This is a genomic window from Methylocaldum sp. MU1018, assembly GCF_053646775.1.
The window spans coordinates 695,651-715,270 of sequence record NZ_CM132195.1 but is presented as its reverse complement, the minus strand read 5'-3'; the positions used below and the strand labels follow the sequence as shown (position 1 = coordinate 715,270).

Below are 19,620 nucleotides of genomic sequence, written 5' to 3'. Positions count from 1 at the left end.
GGCCGCCGCCGAACCGAGGCCACATGGATCAGGCCGGCGGCCGGTTCATGGCATCCGTTCTCGAACGGGCGCCTCGTCCGGCGCGGGAGAAGCGAACGATTTGATCGGCGCCGGCTCTTACGACGATTTCGTGAACAGCCGGCGGCCGGAACAGGGAATATTCTGCGCCTGGATCTCGCCGGAATAATTCAACAGCGCCTTGAGCGCCGTATGGTTCAAGGGCTTGAAAAGATGATGATCGAACCTCGCTTCGCGCATCCAGCGGGATTCGCCGGCCTGGCCCAACTCGGTGATGGCGATGAGCTTGGGGCACTGGCGGCCGTATTCCTGACGAAGACACCGGGCCAGCGCGTAGCCGTCCATCTCGGACGGACCGATGATCAGGAGCACCACTTGGGGCCGCTGCTCGCGGACGGTCGGCAACACCCGCTGATTCTCATGCACGGCGCACGCCTGATAACCCCATAATTTTAACAGTTCGACCGTGCTCCTGGCCGAGTCGGCATCGGCATCCGCAATCAGTATCGGATAGTACGAGGCTGCGCCTTCGGACACGTGCGGAGGCCCCCATTCGGACGATTCCATGTCGAGCAGCGGCAATCTCACCACGAATTCGCTGCCCGAGCCGATACCGGCGCTGTAGGCATCCACTTCGCCGCCGTGCATCTCGACCAGCCGCTTGACCAGGTTCAAACCGATACCCAAACCGCCTTGCGCCCGGTCGAGGGCTCGCGGCCCCTGGGTGAACAAATCGAAGATGTGCGGAAGATTCAAAGGCGAAATGCCCATTCCATTGTCCTGCACCCGTATCACCGCTTTTCCGTCCTCCATTGCGACCGACAGCCGGATCAGTCCCGCCTCCTCCGTGTATTTCGCGGCATTGTCCAAAAGATTGGAAAATACCTGCGTCAATCGAGCGAAATCGGCGTCGACCCAAAGAGGAACGGACGGCAACTGAAGGTGCAGTTCGTGCCGGTTGGCCTCGATCAGCGGCCGGCTCGCTTCGACGGCTTGCAAAATAGGGGTCGTGAGTTCCAGGGATTCGCGCTGTAGCGTTACCTTGCCGCAAGTGAGGCGCGATATACCGAGGAGATCGTCGACCAGGCGCGTGAGCTGGGTCAACTGGCGATCGATGATGCCCCGCGCCCAGTCCACGTGAAACGGAGTCACGTTCGGCTGCTTCAAGACCTCGACCGCGTTGCGGATGGGCGCCAGCGGGTTGCGCAGTTCATGGGACAGCATGGCGAGAAATTCGTCCTTGCGCCGGTCGGCTTCTTTCAGCGCCTCCTCGATACGCTTGCGCTCTATGGCATAGCGGATGGACCGGATCAGCAGATTGCCCTGGAACTGCCCTTTGATGACGTAATCCTGAGCCCCTTCCTGAATCAGCCGGAAGCCGACGGCCTCGTTGTCCAGACCGGTAAACACGACTATGGGAACGTAACCCGCGAGATCGCGGATTTTCAGCAGGGTCTCGATGCCCTCGCTATCGGGCAAATTGAGATCCAGCAGAATGACATCGAACCGCTGCCGCTCCAAAATGCTTTTGGCTTCGCTGAGCAGCGCCACCCGCTCCAAGTCGAAACGCACCACGCCGACCTGAATCAAGGCTTCTTCGACCAGGAAAGCGTCGCTCGGGCTGTCCTCCACCAGGAGAACATGGTAGTGCTGCTGCATAAGCTGAACTATCGGGGCGGAAGGCTCACCACCGTGAACCAGAAACTCTCGATGGCCTGAACCACTTTGACAAAACTCTCGAAGTGGACCGGCTTGGTGATGTAGCAGTTGGCGTGCAATCCGTACGCGCGCAAAATGTCCTCCTCCGCCCTTGAAACCGTCATCACCACCACCGGAATCATCTTCAGGCCGGCATCGCTCTTGATCTCGAAAAGAACTTCGCGGCCGTCCTTCTTGGGCAAATTCAGATCCAGGAGAATGAGATCCGGCCGTGGCGCACCGGCGTATTTGCCTTCCTGCCGGAGAAACGAGATGGCTTCGACGCCGTCTTCCACGATAAAAAGCTCGGTGAGCAGCTTTGCGGATTCGAGCGCTTCCTGGGTGAGCAGTACGTCGGTGGGGCTATCTTCGACCAGCAGGATATTGACGGGTTTCATCGGGGCGCTCCGGATTCGGTCGGATGAGTGGGAAAAGTGAAGAAAAAGGTGGCGCCCCGGCCGAGTTCGGATTCCACCCAGATGCGCCCGCCGTGCCGCTCCACGACGCGTTTGCATATGGCAAGGCCGATTCCGGTGCCGGGATAGTCGTTCCGCGCGTGCAGTCTTTGGAAAATCCGGAATATGCGCTCGAAATAAAGGGGATCTATGCCGATCCCGTTGTCGCGGGCCGAAAAAACCCATTCGCCGTTTTGCTTCTTCGCGCCGATATGGATCGACGGCGGTCGGTCGCCGCGGAATTTGACGGCATTGCTGATCAGGTTTTGGAACAATTGGAGAAGCTGACCGGAATCCGCAAGGATCGTGGGTAGGTCGTCATGCGTCACCGTGGCTCCGCTCTCGCCGATGGGGACTGCGAGATTGGCCAGGGCGGCGTTCAAGATCTCCCGGCAGTCGGTCGGCTCGAAAGGATGATCCCGGGAGCCGATACGCGAATACGCCAAAAGGTCGTTGATGAGGTTCTGCATGCGCGCCGCGCCTTCCACCGTGTGGGTGATCACTTGATCTGCGCGCGCATCCAGCTTTCCCTGGTATCGCCGCCGAATGATTTCCACGCAGCCCGCCACCGCCCGCAAAGGCTCCTGAAGATCATGGGAAGCGACATAGGCGAATTCCTGCAACTCCGCATTGGAGCGCGCCAATTCCTGCGCCTGCGCGGCGAGTTGCTCCTCCGCCGTCTTGCGCTCGGTCACGTCGAGCATGATGCCGATCATGCGAACCGGGCGACCGTAGCGGCCGTACAAAATCTGGCCGCGATCGTTGACCCAGCGAACGCTGCCGTCGGCGTGCAGCACGCGATATTCCAGGTTGAACGCATCCTGCTTCCGTTGCGCCATGAATCGCTTGATCACCGAATCCACGGCCTCCTTGACGTCGGCCCGGTCATCCGGATGCACCCTGTCGAGCCAGTTTTTGGCGGACGCTTCGCACTCCCCCGGGCGCAGGCCGAGCAGCAGGTAAGAGCCGTCCGACCACATCACTTTGTCCCTCAGGATATCCCAGTCCCAGGTTCCCGCCCTTGCGGCGCTCAAAGCCAGATTCAGACGGGCTTCGCTTTGCCGCAGAACCTCTTCGGCATGCTTGCGCTGGCTGATGTCCGCTATCGCTGCCAACGTATAGAGGTCGCCATCGATCCGCATGGGGCTCAGGGCGATTTCGACGGGAATCTCTTCGCCGTTCTTGCGCAAACAGTAAAGATCCCGCCCCATGCCCATGGGTTTTTGCTCGGGATGCTTGTGATAGCTTTGCCGGTACGCCTCGTGTCCGACTCGAAACCGCTCGGGAATGAAGATGTCGATCGAACGTCCGAGGAGTTCTTCGCGCGAATAGTCGAACAATCGCTCCAGATATGCATTGACCAAAACGATATTGCCGAGCTGATCGACCAGCACCAGCGCGTAAGGCGTATTTTCCGTCATCATGCGGAAAATCGATTCGGTTCTGTTGCCTGCTTCGTCCATGAGGAGAAACGCTGAGAGTGTAAAAAATAGCCGCTTTGTCGACGAATGACGTCTCGATGCGAATACGGGCTATCGGTCTTCAATCACAAGAGGTCTGCTAGGGAATCAAATTTTTATCAAAAGGTCAACAGAATGTTACGGGCAGCAAAACGGTGGGCGGCGGGTGCCGAAGAGAGTCTTGAGTTGCCGGTCCAATCCGGGCGGCGAAGCGCGTTTACCTTCGCGGATCGTTGATGCTGACCGCGGAATGCCGTCGGCCTTCCGGCGGACTAGGGCGTTTTCAATACGGACGTGGGGCGACTTCGGTCGCCCCACGTACGGCAAGCGTTCCACGCGGAATGCCGTCAACGCGAGATGAAAACGCTCTAGTACTCTGTCAGCCCTCAATTGTCGGGTAGAGCTTGCGGAGTTTGATCCGGGCGTCGGCGGTGGTGAACTGCCAGTTCGCTGTCACCTGGACTTGGTTGCGGCGCTGGGTCCAAGCGGCGACGTGCCGGACCAGATCGGCCCGCTCGCCGACCCGCCCCGGGAGGTCGCGGGCCAGGGCGCTCAGTTCAATTTCGGCCATGTCCAGCCAACTGCCGTGCTTCGGCGTGTGGTGAATTTCCAGCCGCTCGGCCAACTGCCGCGCCTCGTCCGGGGGAAAGGCCTCATACAAGCTCGCCGTCGAGTGGGTGTTGAGCTGATCCATCACCAGCACCACCTTCTCGGCGTCCCGGTACCGCCCCTCGACCAGGTCGCGCACGACGTGGGCAAAGTCCTTTCGGGTCCGGCCGTCGGTCACCTGGACTTCGCGCCACCCGGCCAGCGGCTCGAAGACCAGGAACACGCTCGCTACTCCGTGGCGGACATAGACGCTGTCGTAGCGTTCCACCCGGCCCGGCGCCCCCGGCAGCGGTTCCCGCACCTCGCCGATCAGTTGAGTGAAGGTCTCGTCCAAACAGACCACCGGTCGCTCGGCCTGGTACGGCCGTTGATAAACCTCCAGGACATCCTCCATGGCCGCGACAAACTCGGCCGAGGCCTTCGGCGGAATCACCCACATCTTCCGAAGATGCGGCTTGAGTTCGTTTTTTTAAGCACGCGCCGGACCGTCTCATAGGAGACGGCGTCGACATGATCGAGTTCGACCATCCGCTCGGCCAACAGCCGCAAAGTCCAGCGCGGCTTGCCTTCGGGCGGGGCCGAACAGGCCAGGGCGATCAGGTGCGCCTCCTGAGCCCCGTCCAGCGCCCGTGGGTACACGCGCGGGCTCGGCCTCGGCAACAACGCGGCGGCCAAGCCCTCTTCCACGAGCCGTTGCCGCACCCGCTCGATCGTGCGGAGACTCAGATTCAAGGCCGAGGCCACGTCGGTATCGATGCGGCCGGGGCCCCCTGCTGATTCGTCCACTTGAAGCAAAACCCGCGCGTGGGCCAACTTGCGGGCATCCGCCTTACCTTTGCCAATCAGTCCTTCCAACTCGCCCCGCTCCTCGTCTGTCAACGTCACCCGGTACTTCTTGGCCATCCGATCCTCCCGGCCGCTCAGCCTCGCCATGCTCATCTAAAGCATGCTCCATTAGACTCGCCAGAGGACGGGTGATACTGCACTAGAGTGTTTTCAATACGGACGTAGGGGCGATTTCAGTCGCCCCACGACATATGACACCAGCGTTCCGCACGGAATGCCGCTGACGCGAGATGAAAATGCTCTAGCACTACCGTCGGGAGGGAAATCGGACCGAGCCCCCGTTTTGGACGCCATGACTCGCGCCGGCGGGGACGACTCGATCGAAACCGGCAGAGATCGTCTATCGAAATCACTCGTCTTGCCGCGTCGCAGTTCCGTAATTCACCGTCACTTCGGCCGGAAATTCGCCGATCACGGCCTGGTCCGCGGTAAACGTATCGACCGGCTTTCCGTTGACGGCGACCGCCCGAATGGGCCGGTCGGCGGGCGCCTTGAGAACGATCTTGCCGGGCGGCAGGACGAGGTCGCCGGAAAGCGCGAGCCGCAATTCATCGGGTCCTTCCTGGCGCAGCGTGTAGCTCAGGGTTCCGTACCAGGTGGGTAAGCGTCTTACGCCCACGCCGGCGCCGCCCTCCAGCCAGCTTTTCGGAATCCCGGCCGCCAGAACCAGGGCCTGGTCGCTTTCGCGCTCGTAGGCGAAGAAAGCCCGCATCGCGTGCACGAATTCTGCGCCGATCCAGGCATGGGGCATATCGCCGATGAATTTGGGATTTCCGGGATCGCGCCAGACGACTTCCGCCCAATGGTTCCAGCCGGCGGGGCGTTGATCCTCGAGCAGATAGTTCAAAAGCTCCAGCGCCTGATCACGCCGCCCCATCCGGATCAGCGCTTCGACGGTACGCACCTCGTAAGGCGTATACGCGGCCCATTCCAACTGATTGTCGCGCCGCTTTTTGAAGTAGTCGTAGAAATCGTCGAAGGTTTTGTTCAATGCATCCGCCGGAAGATTGGCCTGCTCGCCGCCGACTGCGACGGCCATGGCCGTGGCGGTGGCATCGAAATCGCCCAACTCGGCGGAACCCGGCATGAAGCCGATCTTGTGCTTGGCCATCGTACGCTTGATGGATTGATACAGGTCGCTGCGAAAACCGTCGCGCAGCGCGGCGAAACGTGCGGCACGGTTCTCGTCCGTCACCAGCACGGCCAGTTCGGCGGCATCCTTGAGGCCCCGCAGGGTCCAAAAGCCGTCCCAGTAGGAGTGCACCGGACGGGAGCTGTATCCCTCGTGGCTGATCGATTCCGGCATCATACCGAAGAACATGATTTTGTCGGCCGACTTGTAGTCTTCGCTTTTGCGCTGATTGCGCAAATACTCGATGTATTGCACCGTTTTCACGATCGTCGGCCACATCTCGTATACGAAACCGATATCGCGCGTGTAACGGTAGTATTCGGCGACGGCGTAGATGAATTCGCCGTGGCTGTCGTTCTCGGGCACGCTGTCGGGGCCCCTGTGGTCGACGCAACAGGGAATCTTGCCGTTGGCAAATTGAAACCCGGCGTACCACTCGATGAAATGCCGCACCTCCTCGGTATACCCCATGCCGAGCAAGGCGGTCGACATCAAGGCCGCATCGCGAATCCAGGAGCGCGCGTAAGAACGCGACCCCGGATAAAGCGCGGCGCCGTCCCGGTTGATGAAGATATAAGCCAGATTGCTCCTCGCCGTATCGCGAAGCTTCTGCGCCCCGGCCGGCACGATCAGGTCGGCGCGAACCACCTTGGCCTCCCAGTAGTCGACGGCTTCGCGGAAGCGGGCGCGACCGAAAGCGCGGCCGTTGCCTTCCGTGAGATTCGCGGCCTGCCGGATGCCGTCCGGATTCCGATAGGGTATCGCCAAATAGAACTCGCGCGAGGCGCCGGGAGGCAAATCCAGTCTGTATTCCAGGGCGCCGGATGCATAGCCGAAGGCGTCGCGGGCTTTGGTCCGCTGCGGCACTCGCCCTTCCGCCAGATAGTCGGTGATCGAACCTTGATCGAAGACCGTCGCGCCGAAGTGGTCGGGCGGCGTCAAGGGAATGACCGAGCGGTTCCCGTCGATCCGGATCATGTCCCCGTTCTGCGCGATGTCGTGAATTTGAGCCACGCCGCCCACCATGTTCAAAGCCTGCCACGGCGGATTGACCTGAAACGGGCGGATCGCGAGCAACAGGCTCAACTGCTCGCGCTCGCTGCCGCCGTTCTCCACCCGATAGCGCGCATAAAGCGCCTGCTCCGGCTGGCTGGCGGCGAAAGCCGTGGTCTTCAGCTCGATCGCCCCGGAACGCCACGTCACCGAAGGCACCGGCAGATAGCCGCGCTCGAGTTCCTGTACCGGAGAAACATCGTTCCAGGTCACCAGCTTGCCGCCCATGTACAGGAAAGGCTCGATGGAAAACGCGCCTTTATCCACTTCCAGCGCGCCCTCCTCGTTCAATAATCCTTCCTTGTCGCTGCCGTCGGCGCCGACGACCGTAAAATAACTCTGTTCTCCGTAAAAATATTTCGGATAGGTTCCGCGCGGCGCTTCGCGGGCGATGGTTTCGAAGAAGGCATTCGGCGAGGCGGAGAACTCGAACGGTTCTACGCTCAGCGTACTGATGCCGTAGCCGCGGCCGCGGCTGCTTTTCTGAAGCTCCAGCCGCAGATAGCGGGACTCGGCGTCGGGCATATAAATGTAATCGCGGCGTCCGTTGCCCAGGCTGACCGTATACACCGGCTGCCATTGCTTGCCGTCCTGAGAAATCTGAACCTGGTAAGCCGTGGCGTAATCGTCGCGATCCCATTCGATGATCAGGCCGCCGTATTCGCGACGTTTCAGAAAGTCGACCTGAAGCCACTGGCCTTCGGCCAATGCGCCGCTGCGCCACGAAGTTTCGGGATCGGCGTCCAGCACCGATTCCGGGCCGTGGCCTTCGGCGGCGGTCGAAGCCGTTACTTTGGGCGCGAGGTCGTACGCGGCGACCGGTTCGCGCTTCTCGAAACGGAAATCGTCGATCCAGACCGATCCCTTGCCGCCCGTGCTTGACGTAATCGAGAACTCGATGAATCCCACCTGCTTGAGCGGCGCGTCGGACCGCCCCCAGGCATAATCGAACATGCGCTTTTTCACGCGATACTGTTGCCAGTCGACAGGCAACTCGAAATCGAAGCGCCGACGCCACCAGACGTTGTCGCCGGAGGAATCGATGATCTTGAACTCGACATTGTTGGCCGGCGCTTCCGCCCGAGTGTGAAACGTGAATGCGTAGTTTTCGGGCAGCGGGATGGAGAACTTCTTGCGCACGGTGACATAGCCCGTACCGCCCCGGAAGTCGAAGTCGAGCCGCATTCCCATGCCGGTTCGGCCGGTATCCTGGGCCAGCTCCACATGAGTGCCTTCCGAAGCTATGGCGGTCCAACCGCTCAGAGTCTCGAAATCGTCCAGAACCATCACCCCGGAGTCGGCCGCCCGCGGCGAACCGAACCCCGCCAGCCATGCCAAGCCCCACAAGAGCCTGAGGCATTTTCGTCTATTCATGATGAGGCGTAGACAAACCTTGAAATCATCTCGAAGAGAGGGTAAACCCCGCCTATCGAGCAAGCAAGCATGGAACTCCCCGCCGGAGCCCCGCTCCAAACGGCGCAGCCCTCCCCTCGGATCGAAAAATCGGGTTTAATCCTCAGGCTTTGCCCAACTCGACACACCGCAACCCGATGCACATCGTCCGCCACTGGCTGCCCTCGCCTTTTCTCCGCTATTCCGCTGCTTTTCAGATGATCGGCGGAGCCGCCGCGCTGCTTGCGCCCGAAGGATCGCGTCTGCTGGTCGAGGCTCTCCTGGCGAATCACGTGATCGTGACGGCCGCAAGCCTTTGGCCCACCAGCCCGCTGCTCGGCCCGAATCTCGCCAGGCTTCCGGACGGACGGGCGGAACGCAACGAAATCGCGCTGACGTTCGATGACGGCCCGGACGTCGACACGACGCCGCGGGTGCTCGACTTGCTGGACCTTTACCGGGTCAAAGCCAGCTTCTTCTGTATCGCCGCCCGAGCCGAAAGGCATCCGGACTTGGTTCGCGAGATCGTATCCCGGGGCCATCGCATCGAAAATCACACCTATCGCCACGCCCACACGTTCGCCTTGAACGGTATCGGCGGATTCGAAAAGGAAATCCGCCGTGCACAGAACGTGTTGACCGGCCTGGCCGGCGCTCCGCCACGTTACTTTCGGGCGCCCGTCGGCATGCGCAACCCGTGGCTGCAACCGGTTCTGAGCAGTCTGGATCTGACCCTGGTATCGTGGACGCGTCGGGGCTACGACGCCGTGTTCGGCGATCCCGAAAAGATCGTGCGGCGGCTGTCGAAAAACCTCCGCGGCGGAGACATTCTGCTGCTGCACGACGGTTCTTCCGCGCCGGACCGCAACGGCCGCCCGGCCGTGCTGGAAGCCCTACCGCGGCTGCTGGACGAAGCCGCCCGGCTGCGCCTCGACCCGGTTCCGCTATGACCGATCCGGCGCGATGAATTCGGCGCCCCGCACCGGCGCCGAATCAATGCGTGTAATATTGCCCTGAAAGCGGTTTCTCCGGACAATCGATGATGCAAGGGGGGGATGGATAAAGGCCGTCGGAACGACGATCCGCCGTCAGCGTCCTCCTGAAATTTCTGTCCATTCATAAAATAAAGAGAAAAACCAATGAAGTTCAAACCGACACTCATCGCCCTGGTCGCTGCCGCCTTGGTCTTACTGGCCGGCTGCCGAACCTCGCCGGTATATAACGTCTACGATGCCCCGGTCTTGGTGACGGGCGCCAAGCCTTATACGGCCGATGACGTGGAGAAGGCCATCGTCCGGGCCGGCGCTTCGCTGGGCTGGCAGGTCAGAAAAGTGAAGCCGGGACAACTCGTCGGGACGCTGTTCATCCGCTCCCACATGGCCGAAGTGGACATTACCTATAGCAAGGACAAATACAATATCCGCTACAAAAACAGTAACAATCTGAACTACGACGGCACCAAGATTCACAGCAATTACAACGGCTGGATTCAGAACCTCGACAACGCCATCAAGCGCGAGCTGTTGAGCGTATGAAAAGCGACGTACGAGTCAGCGCCGCGTCCGGTTTCGGACATAAAAACGGCACGATTTACGCTTAACCGTGATTCACCCGTTCGACCGCCTGGTCGAAAACACCGCCCGCCGCTATCGCGCGGCGGGCCGCTTTAGCGAAGGCTTCGTGCGCGGCAAGTTGCGGCACGATCCGGTTTACGCCCATCTGCTTTCCAACCCCGACTGGATTCCCCGAGCTGGATCGGTTCTCGATCTCGGCTGCGGACGGGGCATTCTCATGAGCTTGTTGTCGGAAGCCCGAAAGCTCGCCCTGATTCCAGCGGTCGATAGGCGCCTCAAAGGAATCGAGCTCCGCCCGCAAGATGCCGCTGCGGCGCGCCTGTCTTTGGACGGTGAAGCCGAAATCGCCGTCGCCGACGTGCGCACCGCACCGCTGCCCGACTGCGGCGCGGTCGTATTGCTGGATGTTTTGCTCTATCTCGCGGCGGAGGAACAGGAAGCGTTGCTCCAACGGGTAGCGGACGCGCTGCCTGCCGGCGGCATGCTGATCATGCGGGAAGCGGATGCCGGTTCAGGTCTGCGCTTCCGGGCCACCCGCGCGGCGGAGCGACTGCGCGCGCTGGCGCGGGGCCATTTTCGGCAGCGTTATCACTACCGCGGCGAGACGGAATGGCGAAGCCTGCTCGAAGCTCTGGGGTTTTCCGTGGAAACCGTTCCGATGAGCCAGGGCACGCCGTTCGCCAACGTGCTCTTCGTTGCCCGGCGCAACCCGCCGGCTACGGCAGATTGACCGGCCGCGGCGCTTCCCAGGCGGGCTCGCGCTGCTCGGCGACGACCGTGGTGTAGATGCCGCCGCGGACATTGAAGCGGGCGGTGACGCGCATGAAATTGGGCGCACAGGCTCTGACCAGATCGTCGAGAATCCGGTTGGTCACCGCTTCGTGGAAGGCGCCCTCCTCGCGGAAAGACCAGATATAAAGCTTGAGCGACTTGAGCTCCACGCACAGCTTGTTCGGCACATATTCGATCAGAATGGTGGCGAAATCCGGCTGACCGGTCTTGGGACACAAGCAGGTAAACTCCGGAATCTCGATGCGGATCGTGTAATTGCGGCCCGGTTGCGGATTGTCGAAGGTTTCGAGGTCTTTGCTGGGTGCTGATGGCATAGGCGAACGGTAAAGGATTTTTCAGGAATGCGCGGCGCGCGGAAATCGGCCGAACATAAAACAGGACGTAAACAAGTCCGGAATGACGCCGTGACTTAGTCCGCTATAATAGCGCCCGGTTCCATTACAAACCAGACTAACGGATTTGCCCGCCATCGCGCCCACCACCCCTTTCCCGCTGCCGTTCCACTCGGCGCAACTCGACCTCACCCTCTGATGCGGCTGGACAAGATCAAACTCGCGGGCTTCAAGTCCTTCGTCGATCCCACGCCGATTCCGCTTCCCGGCAATCTGGTGGGCATCGTCGGACCGAACGGCTGCGGCAAATCCAACATCATCGACGCGGTGCGCTGGGTGATGGGCGAAAGCTCGGCCAAGCACCTGCGCGGCGACACCATGGCCGACGTGATCTTCAACGGCTCCAGCACGCGCAAGCCGGTAGGGCTAGCCTCGGTGGAGCTGATCTTCGACAACAGCGAAGGCAAGGCGCCGGGCGAATTCGCCAAATACCGGGAAATCTCCATCAAGCGCCAGGTCACCCGGGACGGACAGTCGACCTACCTCTTGAACGGCGCCCGCTGCCGCCGCAAGGACATCACCGACCTGTTCCTCGGCACCGGGCTCGGCTCCCGCAGTTACGCCATCATCGAACAAGGCACCATTTCCCGGCTGATCGAAGCCAAGCCCGGCGAGCTGCGCGAAATCATCGAGGAAGCCGCGGGCATTTCGAAGTACAAGGAAAGGCGCCACGAAACCGAACTGCGCATGGACCACACCCGGGAAAACCTCGACCGGCTCCAGGATCTGCGCGACGAGGTGGCGAAACAACTGGGCAATCTGCAACGGCAGGCGAAAAAGGCGGAAAAATACACCGCACTCAAGCAGGAGGAGCGGCGCTACAAGGAACAACTGCTCGCCATCCGCTGGCGCAAGTACGACGAACTCCTGCAAGGCCATCAGAAGTCCCTGGCCACCTCCGAACAGTTGTTCAAGCAACTGGTCAGCGAAGGCAACCGCCTGAACGAAACCCTGGAACAGCATCGAGACCGGCACGAAACCCTGCAACACCAACTCGGCGAGCATCAGGGCCGCTATTACGAATTGGGCGCCGAAATCAGCCGGCTCGACCAGTCGATCAAGCACGCGCAAAAGACGCGCGAAACCCTGCGCCAGGAACGAACCCGGCTCCACGACGAAAAAGAACGGGCGCTGCGCGACCTTGAAAACGACCGGCACCAGCTCGAAGCCGTGCAGGAAGAACTCGCGTCCGTCGAAATCGGCCTCGAACAAGCCTTGGCCGCCGAAACCGAGGCGGCCGCACGCCGCGACGAAGCGGACCGGACGCTCAAGAACCTGCGCCAGGCGTTCGAATCGCTGAACGGAGAGATCAACCGCTGCAAAGGCCAGGCGGAAATCCAGAGAGCCCGGCTCAAACAACTGGAACAACAGGAGCGCCAGTTTCAGTCCCGGCGGGAGCGGCTGGAAAGCGAGCGCGACGAACTCGAAGACACGCTGCAAACCGAAGGACTCGAAGCGCTGCAACAGGATCTGGCGGAACTGGAAGCCGAACGCGCGGCGCTGCACGAGCAACTGCAAAGTCTGATCGACCGGATTCAGCAGGAGCGCCGGCGGGCCAAAGCCTGCCAGGACGAACTGAACGCCAACCGCGCCGAAGCGCACGCCATACAGGGCAAGATCAGCTCGCTGGAAACGCTGCAACAACACGCCTTGGGCAAGGACCGCGCGACGGTCAAAAAATGGCTGGCCGATCGCGGCCTCGACCACACCGGCCGCCTGGCCGAACACCTGGACGTCCGCCCCGGCTGGGAGACGGCGGTCGAAAGCGTCCTCGGCAACCATCTGGAAGCTCTTTGCGTCGAAGGCTCGGCCGTTTATTGGCCGCATTTGGACGGGCTGCCCGGCGAGTCGCTGAGCTTTTTCGAGGCCCGCCCGTCGAATGCCCCCGATGCGCCGACCGCGGAAAAACTCATCGGCCAGGTACGCTCGCCCTGGAATCTCGGCCCGCTGCTCGGCTCGGTGTACTGCGCGGAAAATCTCGAGACGGCGAAAACCCTGAGCGAACGTCTGGCGGATCACGAATCGGTGGTGACGCCGGACGGCATCCACCTCGGCCAGGGCTGGCTGGCCGTTCGAAAGCCGGAAGACGGCAAGGCCGGCATGATCAAGCGGGAGCGCGAATTACGGGAACTCAAGACCCGGCGCGACAGCCTGCTGGAAAAAAGCCGGGCGCTGGAGCAAGACCTCGCTCAGGCCGATCAATCGGTGAAGGACGCCGAGCACGAACGGGAGCGTCTGCAATCGACGGAGCGTAGCCTGAACGCCGATCAAACCCGCCTCAAGGCCGAATTGAGCGCCGCCGCGGCGCGTTGCGAACAAGCCGCGAAACGTCTCCGACAGCTCGAATACGAGTTGGACGATCTGGAAGAAAATCAGTCCCAAATCGTCGAGGAGACCGCCGAAGCCAAGACCGTTTTACTGGAGACGGAAGAACGGCTTGCCGAACTGGAGCCGAAAGTGGACGACCACGCCGCCCGGCGGGACGAACTGGAGCATCTCCTGAGCGCGGCCGAGGCGTCCTTGAAAGCGACGCGCGGCCGGGTCCACGAACTCGAAACCCGCCTCGAAACCCTGAAATCCGCCGAAGGCTTGACCCGGAAACATCTGGAACGGGCACAACATCAATACGATCAGTCCCTGGGACGGCTGGAAACCGTCAGCGCGCAGATGAGCGAAGCGGAGACGCCGACCGAGGACGAGCAGGCCCGGCTGGACGAACGGCTGGAACAACGCCTCCAGGCCGAACGGACCCTGTCGGATTTGCGCAAGCGCGCCGGCGATCTGGAAGCCGAAATGCGCCGCATCGACGAAGCCCGCATCCGCAACCAGCACGACCTGGACCACCTCAAACAGCGTCTCGAACAGACCAAACTGGAACTCCAGGCCAACGAGGTGCGCCGGCAGACGGTGCAGGAGCAATTCGAGGAATTGGGTGCGGCGCCGGAAGCCGTTTTAGCCGAATTGCCGGAAGATGCGGATGAAAAGATTTGGCAGAAGCGAGTCGCCGAACTCGGAGAAGACATCATCAGGCTGGGCGCGGTCAACCTGACGGCGATGGAAGAATACCTGGCCCAGGAAGAACGCATGAAGTTTCTGGACCGGCAGCACCAGGATCTGACCGAGTCGCTGGCCACGCTACGGGAAGCCATCGAGAAAATCGACCGGGAGTGCCGAACCCGGTTCAAGGAAACCTTCGACAAGGTGAACGCCGGCCTGCAACGCATGTTCCCCAAGCTGTTCGGCGGAGGCCAGGCGTCCCTGGACCTCACCGAGCGCGACTTGCTGGAAGCCGGCGTCAGCATCATGGCGCGGCCGCCCGGCAAGCGGAACAGTTCGATCCATCTGCTGTCGGGCGGCGAAAAGGCGCTCACCGCGGTGGCGCTGGTGTTCGCCATCTTCGAACTCAATCCGGCGCCGTTCTGCCTGCTCGACGAAGTGGACGCTCCGCTGGACGACGCCAACGTCGGCCGTTTCAGCCAGTTGGTCAAAGAAATGTCCGAAAAGGTACAATTCCTGTTTATTTCGCATAACAAAGCGACGATGGAAATCGCCCAGCATTTGGCCGGCGTTACCATGAAAGAGCCCGGCGTATCCCGCATTGTCGCGGTAGACATCGACGCGGCGGTGGAAATGTCGGCGGTTTGAAATCCCCGTACCGCGCGCGGGACGCTTCGCCCGCACGAGAATGACTTCGCCGCCGCTGGCGGCTTCCTTATTTGTAGGCCGGTGAGAGCCTTTGAGGAAAAAGGATGGATAGAGATACCGTACGTTTAATCCTGCTGGTGATCGGCATCATGGTCGTCGCCGGCATCTATGTCTGGGGACGCTACAAGCAGCAGATCCTGGATTTTCTGCACCGGCGCGGCGAGTTCGACGAGCTGGATTTCGATCCTTCGATAGACAGGGAATCGCCCGATTACGATGAGAACGACGAGTTCGAGAGCGTTCGCGTCCTGCATCGAAACGAGCGGCGTTTTGCCGATGACGAACTCGATCTCGGGGAAGAGACGGAAGATGCGGTCGTGCCGCCGCAGCCGCCGCGAACGGCCCCGAGCGCAGCACCGAAAGCGGCCGCCCTGGGCGCGCCGTTTCTCATACAGCTCAGCGTGGTCGCGGAAGACGAATTCGTCTTTGCCGGCGACGAACTGAAGAACGCTCTCTTGGACCTCGACCTGGTTCATGGCGACATGGGCATCTTTCACCGCTATGACCGTGCATCCCGCAAGCCCCTGTTCAGCGTGGCCAGCCTGGTAAAACCCGGCACCTTTCCCATCGACGACATGACATCGTTCGAGTGCCCCGGCATCGTCCTGTTCTTCCAGCCCGCCACGGTCGACGATCCGTTGCGCGTGTTCGACGATTTGGTCAATACCAGCCATGAACTGGCTGTGCGCCTGAGCGGGATCGAATGGGACGATTCCCGCCGCCCGCTGACCGATGAAAAAATCACCGAAATGCGCAGCCGCCTGGAAGAGGCTTACCAGTAACCGTGAACGCGCCGGAAGAGATTAAACGTCGCGCAGACGAGTTGCGCAAGGAAATCGAATTTCACAATCGGCGCTACTATCAGCTCGATTCGCCGCTGATTTCGGACGCCGAATACGACCGCCTGATGCAGGAACTGCTGGCGATCGAGCGCCAATACCCGGATCTCGTCACGCCCGATTCCCCGACGCAACGGGTCGGCGCGCCGCCGGTCAAGGTGTTCGCCACGGTACGCCACGAAATCCCCATGCTGTCGCTGGACAACGCCTTCAGCGACGAAGATGCCGAGGATTTCCATCGCCGCGTGAGTCAGCGGCTGGGACGCAGCGACGTCGATTATCTGGTGGAGCCCAAGCTCGACGGGCTCGCGGTCAGCCTCGTCTACGAACAGGGCCTCCTAGTTTGCGGCGCAACCCGCGGCGACGGTCAGACCGGCGAGGACATCACGCGCAACGTCCGCACGATCCGCGACATCCCCTTGAGACTCGCGGGCAGCGGCTGGCCGGAACGCCTGGAGGTGCGCGGCGAAGTATTCATGCCGAAAAAGGGTTTTCTCGCCCTGAACGAGCGGGCGCGGCAAAACGGCGACAAGGTCTTCGTCAACCCGAGAAACGCCGCCGCCGGAAGCCTCCGCCAACTCGACCCGAAAATCACCGCCTCGCGCCCACTCTGTTTCTATGCCTACGGCTACGGCATCTTTCCCGGCGACCGGCTGCCGGAGACCCAAAGCATGTTGATGGACCGTTTCAAGTCCTGGGGCATCCCGGTCAATCCGGAACTACACGTGGTCCAGGGCATAGGCGGCTGTCTCGCCTATTACCGGGATCTTCTGGCTCGGCGGCACGACCTCCCCTATGAAATCGACGGCGTGGTTTACAAGGTGGACCGTCTGGCGGACCGGAGCGCATTAGGCTTCGTCGCCCGCGCGCCGCGCTGGGCCGCCGCCCATAAATTCCCGGCGGAGGAAGCCACGACCAAGGTCGTCGCCATCGAGATTCAGGTGGGGCGCACCGGCGCCTTGACACCGGTGGCGCGGCTCGAACCGGTTTTCGTCGGCGGCGTCACCGTGGCCAATGCGACCCTGCACAACGCCGACGAAGTGCACCGGCGGGACATCCGGGCCGGCGACACCGTCGTCGTCAGGCGCGCCGGCGACGTCATCCCGGAAGTGGTGAAAAGCCTGCCGGAACTTCGCCCGGCCGACGCCCCGGTCTTCCGGATGCCGAGCCACTGCCCTGTGTGCGGCGCGGAGGTGGAACTGGAGCCGGGCGAGGCCATCGCCCGTTGCAGCGGCGGCCTCTTTTGCGCCGCGCAGCACAAGGAATCGATCAAGCATTTCGCCTCGCGCCGCGCCATGGACATCGACGGCCTGGGCGACAAGCTGGTCGACCAGATTCTCGAAAACAAGCTGATCGAGACGGTCGCCGATCTCTACAGGCTGACCGTGGAACAACTCGCGGCACTGGAGCGCATGGGGCGAAAATCGGCGGAGAATCTGGTCAACGCGCTGGAAAGGAGCAAGCGGACCACCCTGCCCCGCTTCCTTTATGCCCTGGGCATCCGGGAAGTGGGCGAAGCCACCGCGCACACGCTGGCCGATCACTTCCGCACCCTCGACAACATCATGGCCGCGGACGAGGAGGAATTGCAGAAAGTTCAGGACGTCGGCCCGTCGGTAGCCCATCACATCTATACCTTCTTCCGGCAGCCGCATAACGTCGAGGTTGTCCGGGCGCTGCTCGGCGCCGGGGTGCATTGGGAAGAAATCGCGGAGGCGAAGGCCGAGCAACCGCTCCGGGGGCAGACCTTCGTCATCACCGGCACATTGTCCTCCATGCCCCGCGACGAAGCGAAAGCCAGGCTTCAGGCCCTCGGCGGCAAGGTCACCGGTAGCGTGTCCAAAAGCACCCGCTACGTGATCGCCGGAGCCGATCCGGGCTCGAAGCTGGTCAAGGCCCGGGAGCTCGGCGTCGAGGTGTTGGACGAAACGGAATTTTTGCGGCTGATCGAAAATCGGAGCGGCGGCATTTAGCCCATCCGCGAAGCGCCGGCTTTCGCCCGATCATGCCGGGCATCGCCGGATTAGAATTGAAGGTAAAGCACAAAAAATACGGCGGTCAAAAGGCTGGCATATATCGCCAGTTTCCGCCGGTCCGGCACTGCCGGTTGATATCTATTCAAATTGTCCATCCATGACGCGATCCGTTTGCCAAGAGACTTTGCGGCCAGGCGAAAAACGAACCAGCCGAGCACCAGAAATATGAAAAGGCCGGTCCAGGCAGTCATGATTTGTGCGGTGTGCCGAGACACGTGGAACAGGGAATGGATCAGGTGCTCCAAGCCCAGTTCCAGCACTTCGATGACATAGTGCAATATAGTTCCGATCCAACCCAAAACGACGTCGCCATATAGCCATATAACGACCGAGCCGACCGCAAACAGGACCATTCGTTCATCTAATTTGGCTTTTATCAGGAACAGCAAATTATTCAGCTTCACTGAAGCGCGATCGATCATTTCCGATTGCCCTCTATGAACGGATACTCGTTTTGCTGAGATGATAAAGCATCCCGCGGCCCTCCCAGCGACGGAAGAACCAAAGGATTAGTTAAAAGATCGTTTCTCCGGACAAAACCAGGACGGACTCTGCACTAACCCAATCGCCGCTTTAGTCGCCCCCTTCTCCGGAACGCACGACTTCGGTCGGTTTACAAAACGCCCGATTAATTTGCAGCCATGAAAAAAAGGTCGGCTGAGGAGACCCGCGCCGACCTTGTAAGTCTTCCTTCGCTAGTTCGTTAAGTTTTGGATCTAGCTACTGCCTTGCAGGAGGGGGGACACAACGGCAGTGACATCATCGTATAGTTTCGAGTCGATATATTCAAGCTTTTTTTAAAATATATCCTGAAATCAGGCCTTGCCTTTTGTAGCACGCCGGGCGTCGGTTCTTTCGTTCAAGCCGCCAAGCATTCATTCGTCGGGCGCTGTAGTGCAAATATCCCGTAGACTCGGGGGAGGAAATACCGGTCAAGCGCGCGTGCTTGTCCGAAGGTCGGAGATTCGAAGATGTCGGGACGGGAGCCCGCTTTCATGCGGGCCTGGGCGAGGCGGGCCGGATCGGCTCCGGCCCTCGGAATAAGCGTGCTGCCCCGATCATGCCGGGGCATGAGCCGTCTCAGGCCGTGTTGGCCGGCCTCTCTCCATATTTCTTGGCGGCCTGCTTGCAGAAAGCATCGACAAAAGACTCGGCCACTTCCTTGAAAAAACTGCCGAAGGCCATTCCAAGCAGGGCATTGGCAAATTCGAAATCCAAACGGAACGTCGCCTCGCAACCGCCGGTGGTGCTCGGCTCGAAGCGCCAGTGCCCCCGCAAATGCTTGAACGGCCCTTCAACCAGATTCATTCGGATCTGTTTGCTGTCTTCCATCGCGTTTTCCGTGGTGAAGGAAAACTTGATCTTGCCTTTGGACAACGTAATGGTAGCCCTGAGGGCATCAGACGTTTTCGACAGCAGTCTTACATTGCTGCATAAAGGGAGGTAGCTGGGATAGGCTTGAACATCGTTCACCAGATCGTACATCTCTTTAGCCGTGTAATTGACGCAAACACTCGTACAAACAACCGCCATATCAAAACCTTAAATCATTCTTAATCTGTTCAAACGAACGGCGCCCGGCCGAACGATGAGCGTGGCGTTTCGACCGAACGCGGATA

The 19,620-nt window shown here is 60.9% G+C and carries 14 protein-coding genes; 6 read left to right on the top strand and 8 right to left on the bottom strand.

Translation table 11 applies throughout. From position 1 onward, the window contains the following. Positions 1-117: 117 nt before the first annotated feature. From ACWJKU_RS03340 to ACWJKU_RS03320, 5 genes are all read right to left on the bottom strand, one after another. Complete coding sequence (locus ACWJKU_RS03340) at positions 118-1,677, bottom strand: ATP-binding response regulator (protein WP_454145747.1); 1,560 nt, start codon at positions 1,675-1,677, stop codon at positions 118-120. 8 nt (positions 1,678-1,685) lie between these two features. After that, positions 1,686-2,114 carry a response regulator gene (locus tag ACWJKU_RS03335; RefSeq protein ID WP_454145745.1) on the bottom strand — a complete coding sequence of 143 codons (429 nt, stop codon included), beginning with the start codon at positions 2,112-2,114 and terminating at the stop codon, positions 1,686-1,688. After that, on the bottom strand, positions 2,111-3,634 hold the full coding sequence (locus ACWJKU_RS03330; RefSeq protein ID WP_454145743.1) for a sensor histidine kinase: 1,524 nt from the start codon (positions 3,632-3,634) through the stop codon (positions 2,111-2,113). Before ACWJKU_RS03330 ends, ACWJKU_RS03335 begins: the two co-directional genes overlap by 4 nt. 376 nt (positions 3,635-4,010) lie before the next feature. Continuing rightward, positions 4,011-5,143 (bottom strand): IS630 family transposase gene (locus ACWJKU_RS03325; protein WP_454148024.1). Its coding sequence is split into 2 segments (ribosomal slippage): positions 4,011-4,711 and positions 4,711-5,143, totalling 1,134 coding nucleotides; the frame shifts between segments, so codons are not numbered across the junction. 292 nt (positions 5,144-5,435) lie between these two features. Next, entirely contained in the window at positions 5,436-8,645 is a 3,210-nt protein-coding gene (locus ACWJKU_RS03320; protein ID WP_454145741.1) for a discoidin domain-containing protein, read from the bottom strand. Positions 8,646-8,821: 176 nt separating this feature from the next. Here ACWJKU_RS03320 and ACWJKU_RS03315 point away from each other — a divergent pair, with 176 nt between their 5' ends. From ACWJKU_RS03315 to ACWJKU_RS03305, 3 genes are all read left to right on the top strand, one after another. Further along, a complete protein-coding gene (locus tag ACWJKU_RS03315) occupies positions 8,822-9,613 on the top strand; it encodes a polysaccharide deacetylase family protein (RefSeq protein WP_454145739.1) in 792 nt (263 codons plus the stop codon). 189 nt (positions 9,614-9,802) lie between these two features. Continuing rightward, the gene (locus ACWJKU_RS03310) at positions 9,803-10,198 is read left to right on the top strand and encodes a hypothetical protein (RefSeq protein ID WP_454145737.1); all 396 of its coding nucleotides are present in this window, start codon (positions 9,803-9,805) and stop codon (positions 10,196-10,198) included. Between the two features lie 67 nt (positions 10,199-10,265). After that, positions 10,266-10,967: a methyltransferase domain-containing protein gene (locus tag ACWJKU_RS03305; RefSeq protein WP_454145735.1), complete on the top strand. Its 702-nt coding sequence runs from the start codon at positions 10,266-10,268 to the stop codon at positions 10,965-10,967. Here ACWJKU_RS03305 and queF read toward each other — a convergent pair. Then, positions 10,954-11,343 (bottom strand): preQ(1) synthase, encoded by a 390-nt coding sequence (queF, locus tag ACWJKU_RS03300; RefSeq protein WP_454145733.1) that lies wholly within the window; start codon positions 11,341-11,343, stop codon positions 10,954-10,956. The genes ACWJKU_RS03305 and queF overlap by 14 nt on opposite strands. Positions 11,344-11,559: 216 nt before the next feature. Here queF and smc point away from each other — a divergent pair, with 216 nt between their 5' ends. The 3 genes from smc to ligA all read left to right on the top strand — a co-directional run bounded on the left by smc (position 11,560) and on the right by ligA (position 17,938). Continuing rightward, positions 11,560-15,066 (top strand): chromosome segregation protein SMC, encoded by a 3,507-nt coding sequence (gene smc, locus ACWJKU_RS03295; protein ID WP_454145731.1) that lies wholly within the window; start codon positions 11,560-11,562, stop codon positions 15,064-15,066. 104 nt (positions 15,067-15,170) lie between these two features. Next, entirely contained in the window at positions 15,171-15,908 is a 738-nt protein-coding gene (locus ACWJKU_RS03290) for a cell division protein ZipA C-terminal FtsZ-binding domain-containing protein (RefSeq protein ID WP_454145729.1), read from the top strand. Between the two features lie 2 nt (positions 15,909-15,910). Further along, positions 15,911-17,938 carry an NAD-dependent DNA ligase LigA gene (ligA, locus tag ACWJKU_RS03285; RefSeq protein ID WP_454145727.1) on the top strand — a complete coding sequence of 676 codons (2,028 nt, stop codon included), beginning with the start codon at positions 15,911-15,913 and terminating at the stop codon, positions 17,936-17,938. Positions 17,939-17,988: 50 nt separating this feature from the next. On the opposite strand, the gene ACWJKU_RS03280 is transcribed toward ligA, so the two are convergent. Both ACWJKU_RS03280 and ACWJKU_RS03275 read right to left on the bottom strand, forming a co-directional pair. Then, positions 17,989-18,405: a hypothetical protein gene (locus tag ACWJKU_RS03280; protein ID WP_454145725.1), complete on the bottom strand. Its 417-nt coding sequence runs from the start codon at positions 18,403-18,405 to the stop codon at positions 17,989-17,991. A 676-nt stretch (positions 18,406-19,081) separates the two neighbouring features. Next, positions 19,082-19,534 carry a type II toxin-antitoxin system RatA family toxin gene (locus ACWJKU_RS03275; RefSeq protein ID WP_454145723.1) on the bottom strand — a complete coding sequence of 151 codons (453 nt, stop codon included), beginning with the start codon at positions 19,532-19,534 and terminating at the stop codon, positions 19,082-19,084. Between the last annotated feature and the right edge of the window lie 86 nt (positions 19,535-19,620).